Raw genomic sequence first — 16,519 nt, forward strand, 5'->3', positions numbered from 1 at the left:
AGCGGGTGGCGGCCCTGCGGGCGCTGCGCCGGGCCAATGCGGCAGCGGATCGCCCCACCCTGGCCTGCATCATGAGCGGGGAGGCGGCGGCCAGGCTCTATGCGGAGCCCGCCGCCTTCGACGCCGTGCCGCCGACGCTGCGCCCTGGTGATCCGATCGACACCGCCGCTTTCGCGCAGGAGGTGGAGCGCATCGGCTATGTCATCGACGACCGGGTGGACGAACCGGGCGAAGTCGCCGTGCGGGCCGATGTCATCGATATCTTTCCAGCGGATGCGGGCATGCCCGCACGGATCGAGATCAGCGATGGCAGGATTGCCGCCATCCGCAGCTATGACCCCGTGACGCAGCTCAGCAACGGAGCGTCCGATCTGCTGGAGGTCGGCCGGGCGCTGGAGCCGGAGGGATCGGAGCGGGGCGGCATATTGGCGCATCTGCGCACGGGGCGGCTGATGATGTCGGCCAAAGCGGACAAGCGCCGCCGCCGCTTCATCAAGCTGGCGCGCGAGGCCGCCGGGCGGGACAAGGGCAAGGTCGACGCCTTCGATGAGGAAGCATGGACGCAGGCGGCGAAGGACTGGACGGTCGTGGAGGAGGATGCGGCCGTTCACCCGGTGCCGCGCTTTGCCGAAAGCCGCTCGCCACTCAACGCCATGGTCCGCTTCGTCAAGCCGCTGATCGATGAGGGCCATGTCCTGCTGCTGACGGGCAGTGAGCGCGACATCCGCTTCCTGCGCCCGCGCATCGAGAAGAAGCTGAAGGTGGAGATTGGCTCCGTCGCAAGTATGACCGAGGCGGAGGCGATGCCCGGCGGCAGCGGCGCTGCGCTGATCGCGCCCATCGATCGCGGCGGCATGCGGGACAGGCTGGTGATGGTAGCTGCGGGCGACCTGCTGGGCAGCCGCGCGCTCGTGGGCGAGCGGCCCGAACCGATCGGCCATGCCCTCGCGCTGAGCAGCGGCGATATCCGCGCCGGGGACGTGGTGGTGCATGAGGATCATGGCGTCGCGCGCGTCGCCGGGCTGGAACCCGCGCCGGGCGAGGAAGAGGGCGAAGGGGAAATGATCGCGCTGGAATATGCGGACGGCGCGCGGCGGCTGGTGCCGGTGACGGAGGCAGGGCGCATCTGGCGCTATGGCGCGGATGCGGACGCGGTGAAGCTCGTCCGGCTGGATGGCGCGAGTTGGGAGAAGCGCCGCGCGGCCATTGCCGAGGCCGCCGCCGAAAGTGCGAAGGCGCTGCTGGCGCTGGCGGAGGAACGCGCCAGGCTGGAAGGGCCGGTGATCGATCCCGACCCCGCGCTTTATGAGCGGTTCGTCAGCGGCTTTCCCTTCAACGAGACCGCCGATCAGGCGCGGGCGATCCAGATGGTGCGCGACGATCTGGCCAGCGGGCGGCCGATGGACCGGCTGGTGATCGGCGATGTCGGCTATGGCAAGACGGAGGTGGCGCTGCGAGCGGCGGCGCTGGCCGCGCTGGCGGGGTATCAGGTCATCCTGGCCGCGCCGACGACGGTGCTGGTGCGCCAGCATCTCCAGACATTCGAGCGGCGCTTCGCCGGGACCGGCATCGTAGTCGCTGGCCTGTCGCGTCTGTCGAACGCGGCGGATAAGAAGGCAGCCAAGGCGGGGCTGGCGGATGGATCGATCCGCGTCGTGATCGGCACGGGCGCGGTCATGGCAAAGGATGTGCGCTATGCGAAGCTGGGCCTTGTCATCATCGATGAGGAGCAGCGTTTCGGCGCGGCGGACAAGGCGAAGCTGCGCGGGCGGCCGGACATTCATCTGCTGACGCTGAGCGCCACGCCGATCCCGCGCACGCTGCACCGGGCGATGATAGGCTTGCAGCAGATTTCGGTCATCGCCACGCCGCCCGCCCGGCGGCAACCGATCCGCACCAGCCTCAGCCCGCCCGACGATGGCCGCATCCGCACCGCCCTGTTGCGGGAAAAGGCGCGCGGCGGGCAGAGCTTCGTCGTCGCGCCCCGGATCGAGGATCTGGCGCCGCTGGCGGAACGGCTGGGCCGGATCGTGCCCGATCTTTCGCTGACGCAGGCGCATGGCAAGATGGCGCCAGCGGAGATTGACGCGGCGATGGTCGGTTTCGCCGATGGCGAAGGCGACATATTGCTGGCCACCAACATCATCGAAGCGGGGCTGGACGTGCCGCGCGCGAACACGATGATCGTGTGGCGCGCTGACCGTTTCGGCCTGGCGCAGTTGCACCAGTTGCGCGGCCGGGTGGGACGGGGCAACCGGCGCGGGCAGGTGATGCTGGTGACGCGGGATGAGAAAATCGCGCCACGCACGATGAAGCGCCTGCGTACGCTCGCCATCCATGACCAACTGGGCGCGGGTTTCGCGATCAGTGCGGAGGATCTGGACCAGCGTGGCGGTGGCGACCTGCTGAGCGACACCCAGGCCGGGCATATGAAGCTGATCGGAGTGGACCTTTACCAGCATATTTTCGGCGCGGCTCTGCGGCAGGCGCGGGGCGAGGATGCGGGCCTGTGGTCGCCGGAGGTGAATATCGGCGCGGCGGGCGCTCTGCCCGCAAGCTGGATTCCAGAGGCGGACATTCGCCTTGGCCTGTATGTCCGGCTGGCGCGGATCGCGGATGAAGCAGCGCTCCAGGCGCTGGAGGAGGAGCTTGCGGATCGCTTCGGTCCCTTGCCGCAGCCTGCCCGGCAACTGGTGGCGACCGCGCGCATCGCCATGCTGGGCCGCGCGCTGCGGATCGCGCGCATCGATGCCGGGCCTGCCGCCATCGCGCTGACCCCGCAGCCGGATGCCGCGATCGCCGAAGGGGCGGCGGGGCTGGTGGAAAAGGATGGCAGGCTGCTGCTGCGCGAACAGACGGACGAACCGGAGCGCAAGGATCGCGTCGTGGAACTGCTGGAGGCGATCGGCGGGGAAGCGGGGTAGGAGCCCCGCCGCCCCGCCGGTGCGGATATATCAGGACTTTTTGCCGCCGCCACCAGACGGCGCGCCGCTATTTCCGCCGCCGCCGCTCTTGCTGCCGCCGGAGCGTCCACCGCCGCCCTTGCCGCCTGTCGTCTTGCTCTGCGTTCCTGATCCGGCATCGCCCCCCTTGCTGGGGATCGCGCCGGGGTTGCCGCCCGCGCCTTTCTGCGCCATCACTGATGTCCTTCTGTCTTGCCGCTGCTTTCGCCATCGGCCTTGCTGTCCTTCCGATCCTCCGTCCGGGGGCTTCCCGGAGTGGGCGGCGGCGTATCGTCGCGGCCCTCCGCCGGTTGCTGGGACGAAGGGGCGTTCTGCTGGTTACCGGCCATCATTCTCTCCTTGGCTTAGGTGCCGGAAAAAAATGTCCCAGAGGTCGCTAGGGAGCCGGGCCATTCGCCCACCTGGGTTAGCTGTTGGTCGATTTCGGCAGACCGGGCGGAACGGGGCGGGAGCGGCGCTGTTGCCTGACTGATCCATGCAAGCGGAGGAATGCCATGGCCAGATATCTGTCCCTCGCCGCGCTCGCGATCGGGCTGGCGGGCTGCGCGCCCAGCGATCAGGCGGATTCAGGGGACTCGACTTTCGCGCCTAGCAATACGACGGCGGGCACGGTGCCGGACGGCATCCCCGGCGAAGGGGCAGGCAGCGCTATGACGGACGGGGAAACCAGCACGCGGGGCGCGGTAACGGCTGCCGACAGTCCTACGTCCACGCCGGGCTCCTCAGCCACCGGATCGGCGACGCAGGGCGGGTCAGGCCGCTAGGGCATGTTCCGCCTGCCCCTGTAGATTCCCGCCGCCCGCGCGCGAGGAAATCGTTGAATATCGCGCCGCCATCTGCTTCCGCAGCCGTGACAGCGCGGTGAAACGCCGCGCACAGGTTCAGCAGGAAGGATGAAGATGGGACGTTTGCAGGACAAGGTGACGGTGATCACCGGCGGCGCGCGCGGCATGGGGGCGGCGACATGCCGCCTGTTCGCGCGGGAAGGAGCGATCGTCGTGATCGCCGACATGCTGGAAGCGGAAGGCGCGGCGCTGGCCGACGAACTGGGCGGCGGCGCGCGGTTCGTGAAGCTGGACGTTGCGGACGAAGCGGCCTGGGCAGCGCTGATCTCTGATATCCTCCAGCGTCATGGCCGGATCGACGCGCTGGTCAACAATGCAGGCGTGCTGAGCTTTGGCGAACTGGTGACCGCTGATGTGGCTGAGTTCGACCGGGTCTATGCGGTCAATGTCAAGGGCCCCTTTCTGGGCATGAAACATGCCGGTGGAGCGATGCGGGCCGCCGGGCGGGGGTCTATCCTCAACATCGCGTCGATCGACGGATTCCGTGGGGCCAATGCGCTGGGCATCTATTCGTCGAGCAAATGGGCCTTGCGCGGCATGACCAAGACGGCGGCGCTGGAACTGGGACCACATGGCGTGCGCGTCAATTCCGTGCATCCGGGCGGGGTGCACACGCCCATGGTGAACCCGCAGGCGAACCGCACCATGGAGGAGATGAATCACGGCCACCGCCGCGTGCCGTTGCAGCGCATCGGCGAGCCTGAGGAGATCGCCGCGGCCAGCCTGTTCCTCTGTTCCGACGAGGCATCCTATATCAGCGGCGCGGAACTGGCGGTCGATGGCGGCTGGGCAGCGGGCTATTATCATGAGGGCCTGCCGGGCGCGCCCGCATCGCTCCAGCAGGGCTGACGTCCCGCAGGCCGGTGGGCCATAAAGCCATTGCGATGGTGACGGCGTGCGCACCGGCTGCTACTCACCAGGAGTGAGCGGTTACTAACCGCCATCAAGTTGACCGGCCCATCGGCTTTTCTGGAGGATGCTCATGACTATCAACAATCGACTTAACGGCCGCCGCATCATCGTGTTCGGCAGCGCGACCGGCATTGGCGCGGCCACCGTCAAGCGGCTTGCGGAAGAAGGCGCACGGGTCTGCGCGGCCGACATCAACATCGAAGGCGCCACGAAGGTGGCGCAGGAAGCGGGCGGTGAAACCTTTGCCGTTCATGTCGATATTTCCGACGAAGCATCGGTGCAGAAGGCGACGGAGGAGGCGGTGAGCCGCTTCGGCGGGCTGGACGGCGCGCATATCAACGCGGCGGACCTGCGCGTCATCATGGAAGACAGCGACGCGCTGTCCATCGATCTGTCGATCTTCGATCGCACCATTGCGGTCAACCTGCGCGGCCATCTGCTGTGCACCCGCGCCGTGCTGCCCCACCTGACCAAGAGCGGTAAGGGCGCGATCGTCTATACCAGTTCCGGTTCGGCCCATGGCGGGGAGCCGGTGCGGCCCTGCTATGCCATGGCCAAGGCGGGGGTGAACGCGCTGATGCGGCATGTCGCGGCGCGCTGGGGCAAGGAAGGTGTCACCGCCAATGTGCTCGCGCCCGGCTTCACCGTTACCGGCGAGATGAAGAAGCAGATGGAGGCCAATGCCGAAGAGGCCACTAAATGGGCGCAGCACTTCATGTCGCGCACGCCGCACACGCGCCTGGGCGAATCGGAAGATCATGCCGCAGTCGTCGCGCTGCTGCTGTCGGACGATGGCCGCTGGATCAACGGCGCCATCGTCGACGTCAATGGCGGTTCGCTGATGCGCGCCTGATGAATATCGCCGCGGCGTTCGCGTCACAGGCGCGGCGTCGCGGCGGTGAGTTTCGCTTTGGCGGGCACCTTCTTTCGGCTAGGCATCGCCGGATGCTGAACCCCTTGGCCACTTTAAAGCGCCTGCCGTGACCTTGGAACGAAAAAGCACGCGGCGTCAGCGCAACGCGCCGACCATCAACGATGTCGCCCAAAAAGCGGGCGTGTCGCCCATGACCGTATCGCGCGTGATCAACGGCGGGCAGGTCGTCCGGCCCGCCATGCGGGAAAGGGTGGAGCGGGCGATCGCCGAGCTCAATTACGCGCCAAGCGCTGCCGCGCGCAGCCTGGCGGGGGGTGAGGAAAGGCGGATCGCGCTGCTCTACAGCAATCCGTCAGCGGCCTATCTCAGCGAATTTCTGGTCGGTAGCCTTGACCAGGCGAGCCGCAGCGGCGTCACTCTGGTCATCGAACGGTGGGATGAAGGGACATCGGTCGAGGGTGTCATCGCTCATTTGCAGCGTTCGCGCGTCGACGGCGTCCTGCTGCCGCCGCCGCTGTGCGATCTGGAGCCGCTGACGCAGGCGCTGCAACGGGCTGGCATCGCCGCCGTCGCGGTCGCCACCAGCCGCCCGCCGGAGGGAATGCCGGTGGTCAGCATCGACGATCGTCGCGCCGCCTATGAGATGACGCGCCACTTGCTCCAGCTGGGGCACAGGCGCATCGGCTTTATCAGGGGCAATCCCAACCAGCATGCCAGCGGGCGGCGCTATGAAGGCTATCTCGCCGCGCTGGCCGAAGCGGGTGTCGCGCAGGATGAGGCGCTGACAGGGCCGGGGCTTTACACCTACAGGTCGGGGCTGGAGGCAGCGGGCAAGCTGCTGGACTTGCCGGACCCGCCCACGGCGATCTTTGCGGCGAATGACGACATGGCGGCGGCGGCGGTGGCGGCGGCGCATCGGCGGGGGCTGGACGTGCCGGGCGACCTTAGCGTCTGCGGATTTGACGACAGCGCCATCGCGACGACGATCTGGCCTGAGCTTACCACCATCCGCCAGCCGATCAGCGCCATGTCCCGGCAGGCCGTCGAACTGCTGGTGCGGCAGCTTGGGGCCAGGGATGCCGGAGAACCGCCCGCCTCCGTGCTGCTGGATTATGAGTTGATCCGCCGCCAGTCCGATGGGCCGCCGCGATGATGCTTGACCTGTTGCCCGTTATGCTGTTGGTAGCGCTACCAGAAACATAAAAGTTGCAGGAGTGCATGATGAAAGGCGTCGTCCTCTCACCCGACTGGCTGCCTTCCGATTGGCAGGCAGGCAGTTTTGCCGGGCGCGTCCTGACGCCGGAAGGGCCAAGCCCGATCCTTGTGTCGCAGGGTATCGCCTATGACATGAGCCGCGTCGCTCCCACGTCCGCGCAATTGCTGGATGCGCTGCCTGGCACGGTTGCGGGCGGCATAGTGCTTGGGCCGCTGGACGCGCTTTCCCTGCCGCTGCTGAGCCCCATTGACCTTCAATGCGTGAAGGCGTGCGGCGTGACCTTCGCTTTGTCGGCCGTCGAGCGCGTGATCGAGGAGCGCGCCATGGGCGACGCCAGCGCCGCCGCCGAGATCCGCACCCGGCTGGAGGCGCGGGTCGGCGGATCGATACGTGCTGTGTCGCCCGGTTCCCCGGAGGCCGCGGAATTGAAGGCGGCGTTGATCGAGGACGGCATCTGGTCGCAATATCTGGAAGTGGCGATCGGTCCCGACGCGGAAGTCTTTACCAAGGCCCAGCCGCTTTCGACCGTGGGTCCGGGGCATGATGTCGGCGTGCGGTCCGATTCCAGCTGGAACAATCCCGAACCCGAAATCGTGCTGGTGGTGAACGGCACTGGCAAGCTGGTGGGCGTGACGCTGGGCAACGATGTCAATCTGCGCGATTTTGAAGGGCGTTCGGCGCTGCTGCTGGGCAAGGGGAAGGATAATAACGCGTCCTGTGCGCTGGGGCCGCTGATCCGGCTGTTCGATGACAGCTTCACGCTGGACGATGTGCGCGCGGCGGACGTGGAACTGACCATCGACGGGCCCGAGGGCTACCGGCTGGAAGGGGTCAGCAGCATGGACCAGATCAGCCGTGATCCGCTGGAACTGATGCGTCAGACGCTGTCGGAACATCATTATCCCGACGGCTTCGTGCTGTTCCTGGGGACGCTGTTTGCGCCGGTGCAGGATCGGGATCATCCGGGGCGGGGCTTCACCCATAAGGTCGGCGATGTCGTCACCATCTCCAACGCGCGGCTTGGCCGCCTGATCAACCGGGTGGTGCTGGCGAAGGATGCGCCTGCCTGGGATTTTGGCCTGTCCCGCCTGATGTCCAACCTTGCCGCGCGCGGTCTGCTCCGCGCCGTAGCGCCGGGAGATGTTGCATGAGCCGGGCCATCTACCCCAGCCTCAAGGGTAAAAGCGTCTTTATCAGCGGAGGAGGCAGCGGCATCGGCGAAGGGCTGGTGCAGGCCTTTGCGGCGCAAGGCGCGCGCGTGGCCTTTTGCGACATATTGGAAGCGGAAAGCGCTGCTCTGGCCGCGCGGCTGGGCGATGCGGAGGCCGCGCCTGTCTTTCACCGTTGCGACCTGCGCGACATCGATTCGCTCAGGGCGGTGATGGCGCAGGTCGAGGCGGATTTCGGCGGCATCGACATCCTGATCAACAATGCCGCGAGCGACGACCGCCACAGGATAGAGGATGTCACCCCTGCTTATTGGGACGAGCGGATGGCGGTGAACCTGCGCCATCAATTTTTCGCCGCGCAGGCCGCCGCGCCCGCGATGAAGCGGGCGGGCGGGGGCGTGATCCTGAATTTCGGATCGATCAGCTGGCATCTCGCCTTGCCGGAGCTTGCCCTTTACGAAACCGCCAAGGCCGCGATCGAGGGCATGACGCGCAGCCTGGCGCGTGATCTTGGCCGCGATAACATAAGAGTGAACTGCATCATTCCCGGCAATGTGAAGACGCAGCGGCAGATGAAATGGTACACGCCCGAAGGCGAGGCGGAGATCGTTTCGCAGCAGTGCCTGAACGGACGCATATTGCCGGAGGATGTCGCCGCGCTGGCGCTGTTCCTGGCGTCCGATGATGCGCGCATGTGCACGGGCCATGGCTATTTCATGGATGCGGGCTGGCGCTGACCGGTACGGAAAGAAAAAGGGCAGGAGGGATTGCAATGACTGAGGGGAGCGGGAGCGCCGAGCGGGTCAACATGGCCTTCATCGCCGCCATCGTCGCCGTCGCCACGATCGGCGGGTTCATGTTCGGATATGATTCAGGCGTGATCAACGGCACGCAAAAGGGACTGGAAAGCGCCTTCCAGCTTGGGAAGCTGGGGATCGGCGTCAATGTCGGCGCCATTCTGGTGGGATCGTCCATCGGCGCGTTCCTGGCCGGGCGCATGGCGGACCTGATCGGGCGGCGCGGCGTCATGATGCTGGCGGCCATCCTCTTCCTCGCCAGCGCCATTCTGGCGGGAGCGGCGGGATCGTCGGCGGTCTTCATCATCGCCCGCATCATCGGCGGGCTGGGCGTCGGCGCGGCGAGCGTCATTTCCCCCGTCTATATTTCCGAAGTCACGCCAGCGGCGGTGCGCGGGCGGCTGTCGAGCGTGCAGCAGGTGATGATCATCACCGGCCTGACCGGCGCGTTCGTCGCCAATTTCGTGCTTGCCCGCCATGCCGGTGGCTCCACGGCCGAACTGTGGATGGGCTTTCCGGCGTGGCGCTGGATGTTTTGGCTGCAAGCGATCCCCGCCGCCATCTACTTCCTTGCCCTGCTGGTGATCCCGGAAAGCCCCCGCTACCTTGTCGCGCGCGGCCGCGAAGCAGAGGCGCAGGCGGTGCTGACGCGCCTCTTCGGACCCGAAGCGGCGGCGCGCAAGGTCGTGGAAATACGCGGCAGTCTGGCTGCGGATCATCATCGCCCCAAACTGTCCGACCTGATCGACAAGAGCAGCGGAAGGATCCGGCCGATCGTGTGGACCGGTATCGGCCTTGCCGTGTTCCAGCAACTGGTCGGCATCAACGTCGTCTTTTATTATGGCGCGACCCTGTGGGAAGCGGTCGGCTTTTCCGAAGACTATGCCTTGCAGACCAATATCCTGTCCGGCGTGCTTTCGATCGGCGCGTGTCTGGCCACCATCGCCCTTGTCGACCGGGTCGGGCGCAAGCCGCTGCTGCTGATCGGATCGGCGGGCATGGCGGTGACGCTGGCCGTGGTCGCCTATGCCTTTTCGACCGCGGTGACGGGCGCGGACGGCGCGGTGTCGCTGCCGGGCAATAATGGCGTGATCGCGCTGATCGCGGCCAATCTCTACGTGATCTTCTTCAACCTGAGCTGGGGGCCGATCATGTGGGTGATGCTGGGCGAGATGTTCCCCAACCAGATCCGGGGATCGGGCCTCGCCGTCTCAGGCTTCGCGCAGTGGATGGCCAATGCGGCGATATCGGTCAGCTTTCCGGCGCTGGCGGTGTCGCCGGGGCTGGCGATCACCTATACCGGCTATGCCTTCTTCGCCGCCGTCTCCTTCTTCTTCGTCCGTGCGCTGGTGCATGAAACCAAGGGGCGCGAGCTGGAGGACATGGCCGGGTAGACCGAGCGTCCTGTTTTCGCGGCCTCTCCCACAAGGCGCTTGCCAAGCCCTCACGGTAAAATTAGTGCGGTCTCACTAACTAGCGAGAGGGCGTCATGTTGCGGGCGGGAGGGGCCGTTACTGCGGACGAGGCACAGCCTCAGCAGCCAGCGGCGGCCGCATCGCCGCGCAGCGGGGCCACGCGCGCGAAGCTGATCGGCGTGGCGGAGCGGCTGTTCGCCGGACAGGGCGTTCAGGCTGTCTCGCTGAACGAGATCAACAAGGCCGCCGGGCAGAGGCATGGAAGCGCCTGCCAATATCATTTCGGCAACAAGGACGGACTGATCCAGGCGATCCTGGACAAGCATGTTCCCGGCATCGCCCGGCAGCGCGACAGGCTGTTCGACGAGATGGAGGCAGGCGGCGGCGTTCCGGCGATCGAGCAGGTGGTGGCCGCTTTCGTGCGGCCGGTCGCGGCAAAGCTGCTCGATCCCGATGGGGGCAAGGCGTTCGTCCGCCTCAATGCCCAGCTGGTGGCGGTGCATACCATCGGCATGCACCGCGCCGGTTCCGCGCCCTTTGCCGCGCCCTTTACGGAACGGCTGAGCCGCATGCTGAACCTGGCGCTGAGCGCGCGGGCGATCCCGCCGGACGTGGCGGAACGCCGCCTCATCATCGCCGGGGTGATGCTCTATCACGGCCTGGCCGACTATTCTCATCTGCTTGAGGCGTCGGGCGATCTCAACGAAGCCAGTCTGGGCAGGTTCACCGGCGATCTGGAGGCGATGATGGTCGCTGCGCTCGTCGCGCCGTTCGCCGGGGGGACAAAGGAGAGATGATGACATCGCCCGTTTATGATTATGGCGGCGCCCATGTCCTCGTCACCGGCGGGACGAGCGGGATCGGCGCGGCGACGGCGGCGGCCTATCGTAACGCCGGTGCGGACGTGACCATCACCGGCACGCGCGGCAGCGCCGCCGATTACGACGCGGACCTTTCGGGCTTCCGCTATCTTCAACTCGATGTGGAAGACGCCGCGAATATCTATAGCGTCGCGGCGGCGCTGCCCCGGCTGGACATATTGATCAATAATGCCGGGATAGCGCTGCCCAGCCTTGGCCTCGACGAATGGGAGCCGGAGATTTTCGACCGGGCGGTGAACATGCTGCTCAATTCGGCCTTTCGCATGGCCCGCCGGACGGTGGACCTGCTGGCCGAAAGCAAGCTGGCAGGCGGCGGGTCCGTCATCGGCATCGGGTCGATGAGCAGTTTTTTCGGCATTGGCGTGGTGCCCGGTTACGGCGCGGCCAAGACGGGGCTGGTCGGGCTGACGCGGACGATGGCCGTCCAATGGGGCGCGCGCGGCGTCAGGGCCAATGCCGTGGCGGCGGGCCTGACGTTGAGCGGGATGACGGCGGGCACGTTCCAGCAGGCGGAATGGCTGGAACCCACCCTCGCCCGCACGCCGCTCGGCCGCCTGGGCCAGCCGGAGGATATCGCCAACGCCATCCTGTTCCTGACGAGCCCGGCGGCAAGCTGGATCACAGGACAAACGCTGTATGTCGATGGCGGCTATACGGTGGCTGGATGATCCGGCGCGCCTTCTTCCCCTATGAACCGCCGCAACCCCTGCGGCCCAATGGAGTAAGCCAGTGACTGACGTGTCGCTTCACCGACCCTATCCGGCCTCAGCGATTCAGGCCTGGGACCATGAAACCGATATCGCCGTGATCGGATTTGGCGCGGCGGGCGCTTGCGCGGCGATCGAGGGCGCCCTGGCTGGCGCGCGGGTCATGCTGTTCGAACGTGGATCGGGAAGCGGCGGGGCATCGGCCCTGTCCGGCGGCGAAATCTATATCGGCGGCAGCGGCGGCACCGACGCGCAGCGGGCGGCCGGGTTCGAGGACAGCACCGAGGATATGGCCGCCTATCTGAAGGCGGCAGGCGGCCCGTGCGCCGACGAAGCCAAATGCGATCTCTACGCGCGCGAATCCCTGGCGCATTATGGCTGGTTGAAGGAACAGGGCATTCCCTATCGCGGCAATTACCTGCCCGGAAAGCATATCGAGCCGGTCGATGATTCGACGCTGATGTGGTCGGGAAGCGAGGCGGCCTGGCCGTTTTGCGACATTGCCAGACCAGCGCCGCGCGGCCATGTCATCCAGCATGTGGGCTGGGGCGGCGGGCGTCCGCTGGTCGACCTGCTGGAAAGCCGCGCCCGCGCCCTGGGCGTGGAGGTGGTGACCGACGCCCGCGCCGTCGCGCTGGTGCAGGATGAGGACCGGCGGGTCGTGGGCGTGGTGGTGCGCATCGACAATGTGAACCGCTTCGTCCGCGCCGCGAAGGGCGTGGTGCTGTGCACCGGCGGCTTCGTCTTCAACGAAGACATGCGGCGGCGCTATTGCCCCGAAACCTTCAAGATCAGCAGCCCGATCGGCGATCAGGACGATGGTTCCGGCATCGAAATGGGCGTGGGCGCTGGCGGCGACGCGATCCATATGGAGCAGTTTTTCACCACCTGCCCCTGGACCATGCCCGAACCGCAGGCGCATGGCGTGTTCGTCAACCAGGCGGGCCAGCGCTTCATCAACGAGGATTGCTATCATGGCCGGGTGAGCCGGGTCGCCGTCGATCAGATGGGGGATCGCGTCTATCTGCTGCTGGACATCGCCCATTTCGACCAGCCGCTGGAAATGGCGGGGATCACCATCGCCGGGACGGGCGAGACATGGGAAGAGGTCGAAACCGAGCTGGACATGGCGCCGGGCACGCTGTCGGCGACCATGGCCTTCTACAACGCCCATGCGGCGGAAGGGCGCGACCCGCTGTTCCACAAGAAGCCGCCCATATTGACGCCGCTGGATCAGGGACCGTTCGTGGCGCTGGAGCTGAATTTCCAGAACAGCTATTTCAGCTTCTTCACATTGGGCGGGCTGCGCACCTCGGTCGATGGCGAGGTGCTGGACCATGGCGGCGCGCCGGTGCCGGGCCTGTTCGCGGCGGGCCGGTGCACGTCCAGCCTGCCCGCCTGGGGCCATGGCTATAGTTCGGGCCTCAGCCTTGCCGACTGCACCTTCTTCGGGCGGCAGGCGGGGCGCAAGGCGGCGCGCGGCTGAGCGGCGGCTATCGGCCGGGCGCGGGGCCGCTGCTGTCCCGCTTCACCAGTTCGAAGCGGAAGGATGGCGCATCCGCCAGTCCCTCCACCAGCGCGTCGACAACGGCGCGGCCCATGGCGTCGAGCGGCTGGCGCACGGTGGTGAGCGGCGGCCAGGTGGTAAGGCTGCCCGGCGTATCGTCGAAGCCGACCACGGACAGGTCGTCCGGCAGCCGCAGCCCGCGCCGGTGGGCCAGGGTCAGCACGCCCAGCGCCATGTCGTCATTGGTGGCGAAGATGGCGGTGGGCGGGTGAGGCAGGCCCAGCAGCGCTTCGCCCCCGCTGATGCCCGATGCGAAATCGAACGCGCCCTCGACGAACATCTGCTCGTCCATGGCGATCCTGGCGGCGGTCAGGCCGTCCCTGAACCCGTCCACCCGGCGCTGGGCCGCGCGATGGCTGACGGGCGGGCAGATGACGCCGATGCGCCTGTGCCCCAGGCCGATGAGATGATCGGCCACCATCCGCCCGGCGGACCGCTCCGGCGTGGGGATGTTGAAGCTGGGCGACATGACCGATCCTGCGATGCGCGCGCAGGGCAGGTTGAGTTCGGACAGGCGGCGCAGGATCTGTACATCGTCGGACAGCGGCGGGGTGAGGAACACGCCATCGGGCCGTAACGCGGCGACGAGGCGGTCGAGCACTTCGAACCGTTCCTCGCCCGACAGCGAAATCGGTTCGACGACCAGATGATAGCCCAGTTCCCGGCAGCGATTCGCTGCCCCCGCCTGAATGCCGCCGCCATAGCCGGGCGCGGGGTTGTTGTAGAGGAAGGCGATCAGGAAGGATCGTCCGCCCGCAAGGCGGCGCGCCGCCTGATTGGGGCGGTAGTCGAGCGCCTTGATCGCGGCGGCGACGCGGTCGCGCAGATCGCGGCTGACATTGGGCGCATTATTGACAACGCGGGACACGGTCTTGATCGAAACGCCCGCAAAGGCGGCGACGTCACGGATGCTGGGCATGGAAATGGCTGTTCGGAATTGCGGGATGATGGAGGCAGGCGTCAGCATTGCAATGCGAAGGGATTACGGCATTCCAGCGGAAATCCGGGCTATTCTGCCGAACCATGCCGATCGCCAGCGATATATGCGTCAAGCTGCGCCACTCCGGTCCCGTTCCATGCGAAAAGCCTCTTGATCCCTTTCGCAGGCCGCTATAGAGCGGTGAGACAACGTTGTCATCCTCCACAGGATTTCAGGACAATGTTTTCCCGGGCAATGATGGGCGACTGCACGCGCCTGCATTGCCCGGGTTATCGCTCCGCATGGATTGGCGCCGCCGTGAATGGCGCATCGGGCTGCGTGCCAGCTCAGGCGTCGGTGGGTGGCTCGCGCGAACCGCATATGAAATGATTGACGATGGACTCGTCCTGCGCCGCCGGTTCAAACAGGCGGCAAAGCCAATCCAGACAGCGAGCGAGCAGACTCATCGATCCTCTCACGCATTTTATTTGGCCTCATCTTACCTCAAATTACCGGCTTGGGATAGGGCGGGTCATGGCGCTGAGCCATGTCGCGGACAGCGACTGTAGCGGCATGGAATTGACTTTGAAAACCGTTCGCAATAACGGGAATGGCACGGCGCGGGGGCAGAGATAATTCATGCTGACGATCATTTCCGAACTGCTCGATGCGCGGCAGCTCAAGGATATCCGCGCGCTGATCGACGCCGCGCAATGGGTGGACGGCAATGTGACGTCCGGCCATCAGTCCGCGCTGGCCAAGAACAACCTGCAACTGCCCGAAGACTCGCCCGAAGCGCAGCAGGCGGGGCAGATGATCCTTGAGGCGCTGAGCCGCAACCCGTTGTTCATCGCGGCCGCGCTGCCGCTCAGGATCTTTCCGCCCCTGTTCAACAGCTATGCGGGCGGCCAGGCGTTCGGCATCCATGTCGATAACGCAGTGCGTATCCAGGCAGGAACCGGCTTTCGCGTGCGGTCGGACCTGTCGATGACCGTCTTTCTGGAGGATCCTGACAGCTACATCGGCGGCGAACTGGCGGTGGAAACCCAGTTCGGCGCGCAACAGGTGAAGCTGCCCGCCGGTCATGCGGTGCTTTACCCCTCCTCATCGCTGCACCGGGTCAATCCGGTGACCAGCGGCCGCCGGGTGGCGAGTTTCTTCTGGCTGCAATCCATGGTCCGTGACGATGCTGCACGGCAGACGCTGTTCGACCTCGACAGCAGCATCCAGGCGCTGGCGGTGACGATGAGCCACGACAATGCGGAGATCATCCGGCTGACCGGCGTCTACCATAATCTGCTGCGCCGCTGGGCCGACGCCTGAACTGACGGATCAGGCCAAGCCTTTCACGCAGGACCGAATTCTGCCGCTCAGTCCTGCGCGATGATGAGTTCGATCCCGGCGCGGCGCACCATGGCGGCGGCCTGCGGATCGATGCCGCTGTCGGTGATAAGGGTGTCCACCTCGTCCAGCCCGCATACGATCGCGCCGGATGAGGAGGCGAATTTCGAACTGTCGACCATCAATATGACCTGTTCGGCCCGGTCCACCAGCCGCCGTTCGGCCGCGACGAGGATGACGTCCTGCTGCATCACGCCCCGCGGGCCGACGGCGGCGGCGCCCATGAACAGCTTGGGCGCGTGGAAGCGCGGCATGCTGTCTTCCCCCGCTGGAGCCAGGATGATGTTCTGCTCGCGGAACAGCGTGCCCGACGGCAGCAGGATGCGCGTGCCCGCCTGGGGTAGCAGCGCGTTGACGATGTGCAGCGAATTGGTGAGCACCTGAAGGTCGAGCCCCTCAAGGCAGGGGCACATCTGCAAGGTGGTCGTGCCGCCATCGATCATGATGCCCTCGCCGGGCTCGCACAGGGCGGCGGCGGCGCGGCCGATCGCCTGCTTTTGCGCCAGATTCTGCGTGATCGACTGGTCGAAGGGCGTGCCGGTCAGGCGGCTCTGCGGTTCGGGCGCGGCGTTGGCGGCGGGCGCGGCGATCTTCGCCCCGCCATGGACACGGACGATATGGCCATGTTCCTCCAGGCGGCTGAGGTCGCGGCGGATCGTCGCCGGGGAAGCGTCCAACTGCGCCTCCAGATCGCGATAGGAAATGAACCCGCTGAGGCGCAGCGATTCCAGGATCAGGCTTTCGCGTTCCGCCGCATGCATTTCGTCCGTCTCGTCCTTCGCTCTTGTGCGGGAGGGGGGGTGTTTCCCCTTTCCGGCCCGCTTATGCAATGACGGCGCGGCGAAATCCATGG

At 66.5% G+C, this 16,519-nt stretch carries 16 protein-coding genes; 12 read left to right on the forward strand and 4 right to left on the reverse strand.

Annotated features, from left to right (window positions below; genetic code table 11):
- The coding region (locus L288_RS25935) for a TRCF domain-containing protein (protein ID WP_021237053.1) at positions 1–2,924 on the forward strand (2,924 nt) is incomplete at its 5' end.
- 30 nt (positions 2,925–2,954) lie between these two features.
- Here the strand turns inward: L288_RS25935 and L288_RS25940 are convergent.
- Entirely contained in the window at positions 2,955–3,137 is a 183-nt protein-coding gene (locus L288_RS25940; RefSeq protein WP_021237054.1) for a hypothetical protein, read from the reverse strand.
- Positions 3,137–3,295 carry a hypothetical protein gene (locus L288_RS43410; RefSeq protein ID WP_161625643.1) on the reverse strand — a complete coding sequence of 53 codons (159 nt, stop codon included), beginning with the start codon at positions 3,293–3,295 and terminating at the stop codon, positions 3,137–3,139. Before L288_RS43410 ends, L288_RS25940 begins: the two co-directional genes overlap by 1 nt.
- Before the next feature lie 162 nt (positions 3,296–3,457).
- Here L288_RS43410 and L288_RS25945 point away from each other — a divergent pair, with 162 nt between their 5' ends.
- The 10 genes from L288_RS25945 to L288_RS25985 all read left to right on the forward strand — a co-directional run bounded on the left by L288_RS25945 (position 3,458) and on the right by L288_RS25985 (position 13,265).
- Positions 3,458–3,727, forward strand: coding sequence for a hypothetical protein (locus L288_RS25945; RefSeq protein WP_021237056.1), 270 nt, complete (start codon positions 3,458–3,460; stop codon positions 3,725–3,727).
- Between the two features lie 129 nt (positions 3,728–3,856).
- Entirely contained in the window at positions 3,857–4,657 is an 801-nt protein-coding gene (locus tag L288_RS25950; RefSeq protein ID WP_021237057.1) for an SDR family NAD(P)-dependent oxidoreductase, read from the forward strand.
- 133 nt (positions 4,658–4,790) lie between these two features.
- Complete coding sequence (locus L288_RS25955) at positions 4,791–5,573, forward strand: SDR family NAD(P)-dependent oxidoreductase (protein WP_021237058.1); 783 nt, start codon at positions 4,791–4,793, stop codon at positions 5,571–5,573.
- A 133-nt stretch (positions 5,574–5,706) separates the two neighbouring features.
- Complete coding sequence (locus tag L288_RS25960; RefSeq protein ID WP_031303912.1) at positions 5,707–6,747, forward strand: LacI family DNA-binding transcriptional regulator; 1,041 nt, start codon at positions 5,707–5,709, stop codon at positions 6,745–6,747.
- Positions 6,748–6,812: 65 nt separating this feature from the next.
- Positions 6,813–7,961, forward strand: coding sequence for a fumarylacetoacetate hydrolase family protein (locus L288_RS25965; RefSeq protein WP_152522036.1), 1,149 nt, complete (start codon positions 6,813–6,815; stop codon positions 7,959–7,961).
- The gene (locus L288_RS25970) at positions 7,958–8,716 is read left to right on the forward strand and encodes an SDR family NAD(P)-dependent oxidoreductase (protein ID WP_021237061.1); all 759 of its coding nucleotides are present in this window, start codon (positions 7,958–7,960) and stop codon (positions 8,714–8,716) included. Before L288_RS25965 ends, L288_RS25970 begins: the two co-directional genes overlap by 4 nt.
- Positions 8,717–8,751: 35 nt before the next feature.
- Positions 8,752–10,170 carry a sugar porter family MFS transporter gene (locus tag L288_RS25975; RefSeq protein WP_021237062.1) on the forward strand — a complete coding sequence of 473 codons (1,419 nt, stop codon included), beginning with the start codon at positions 8,752–8,754 and terminating at the stop codon, positions 10,168–10,170.
- A gap of 95 nt (positions 10,171–10,265) precedes the next feature.
- Positions 10,266–10,988 (forward strand): TetR/AcrR family transcriptional regulator, encoded by a 723-nt coding sequence (locus tag L288_RS41900; protein WP_021237063.1) that lies wholly within the window; start codon positions 10,266–10,268, stop codon positions 10,986–10,988.
- The gene (locus L288_RS25980; protein ID WP_021237064.1) at positions 10,988–11,740 is read left to right on the forward strand and encodes an SDR family NAD(P)-dependent oxidoreductase; all 753 of its coding nucleotides are present in this window, start codon (positions 10,988–10,990) and stop codon (positions 11,738–11,740) included. Before L288_RS41900 ends, L288_RS25980 begins: the two co-directional genes overlap by 1 nt.
- 61 nt (positions 11,741–11,801) lie before the next feature.
- On the forward strand, positions 11,802–13,265 hold the full coding sequence (locus tag L288_RS25985; protein ID WP_031303915.1) for an FAD-dependent oxidoreductase: 1,464 nt from the start codon (positions 11,802–11,804) through the stop codon (positions 13,263–13,265).
- A gap of 7 nt (positions 13,266–13,272) precedes the next feature.
- Here the strand turns inward: L288_RS25985 and L288_RS25990 are convergent, their stop codons facing one another.
- Positions 13,273–14,265, reverse strand: coding sequence for a LacI family DNA-binding transcriptional regulator (locus L288_RS25990; RefSeq protein WP_031303916.1), 993 nt, complete (start codon positions 14,263–14,265; stop codon positions 13,273–13,275).
- A gap of 639 nt (positions 14,266–14,904) precedes the next feature.
- On the opposite strand from L288_RS25990, the gene L288_RS25995 reads away from it, so the two are divergent.
- Entirely contained in the window at positions 14,905–15,588 is a 684-nt protein-coding gene (locus L288_RS25995) for a Fe2+-dependent dioxygenase (RefSeq protein ID WP_021237068.1), read from the forward strand.
- Between the two features lie 47 nt (positions 15,589–15,635).
- On the opposite strand, the gene L288_RS26000 is transcribed toward L288_RS25995, so the two are convergent.
- On the reverse strand, positions 15,636–16,519 hold an 884-nt coding region (locus L288_RS26000), incomplete at its 5' end, for a DeoR/GlpR family DNA-binding transcription regulator (protein ID WP_236612999.1).

Source organism: Sphingobium quisquiliarum P25, assembly GCF_000445065.1.
Taxonomy (GTDB): domain Bacteria; phylum Pseudomonadota; class Alphaproteobacteria; order Sphingomonadales; family Sphingomonadaceae; genus Sphingobium; species Sphingobium quisquiliarum.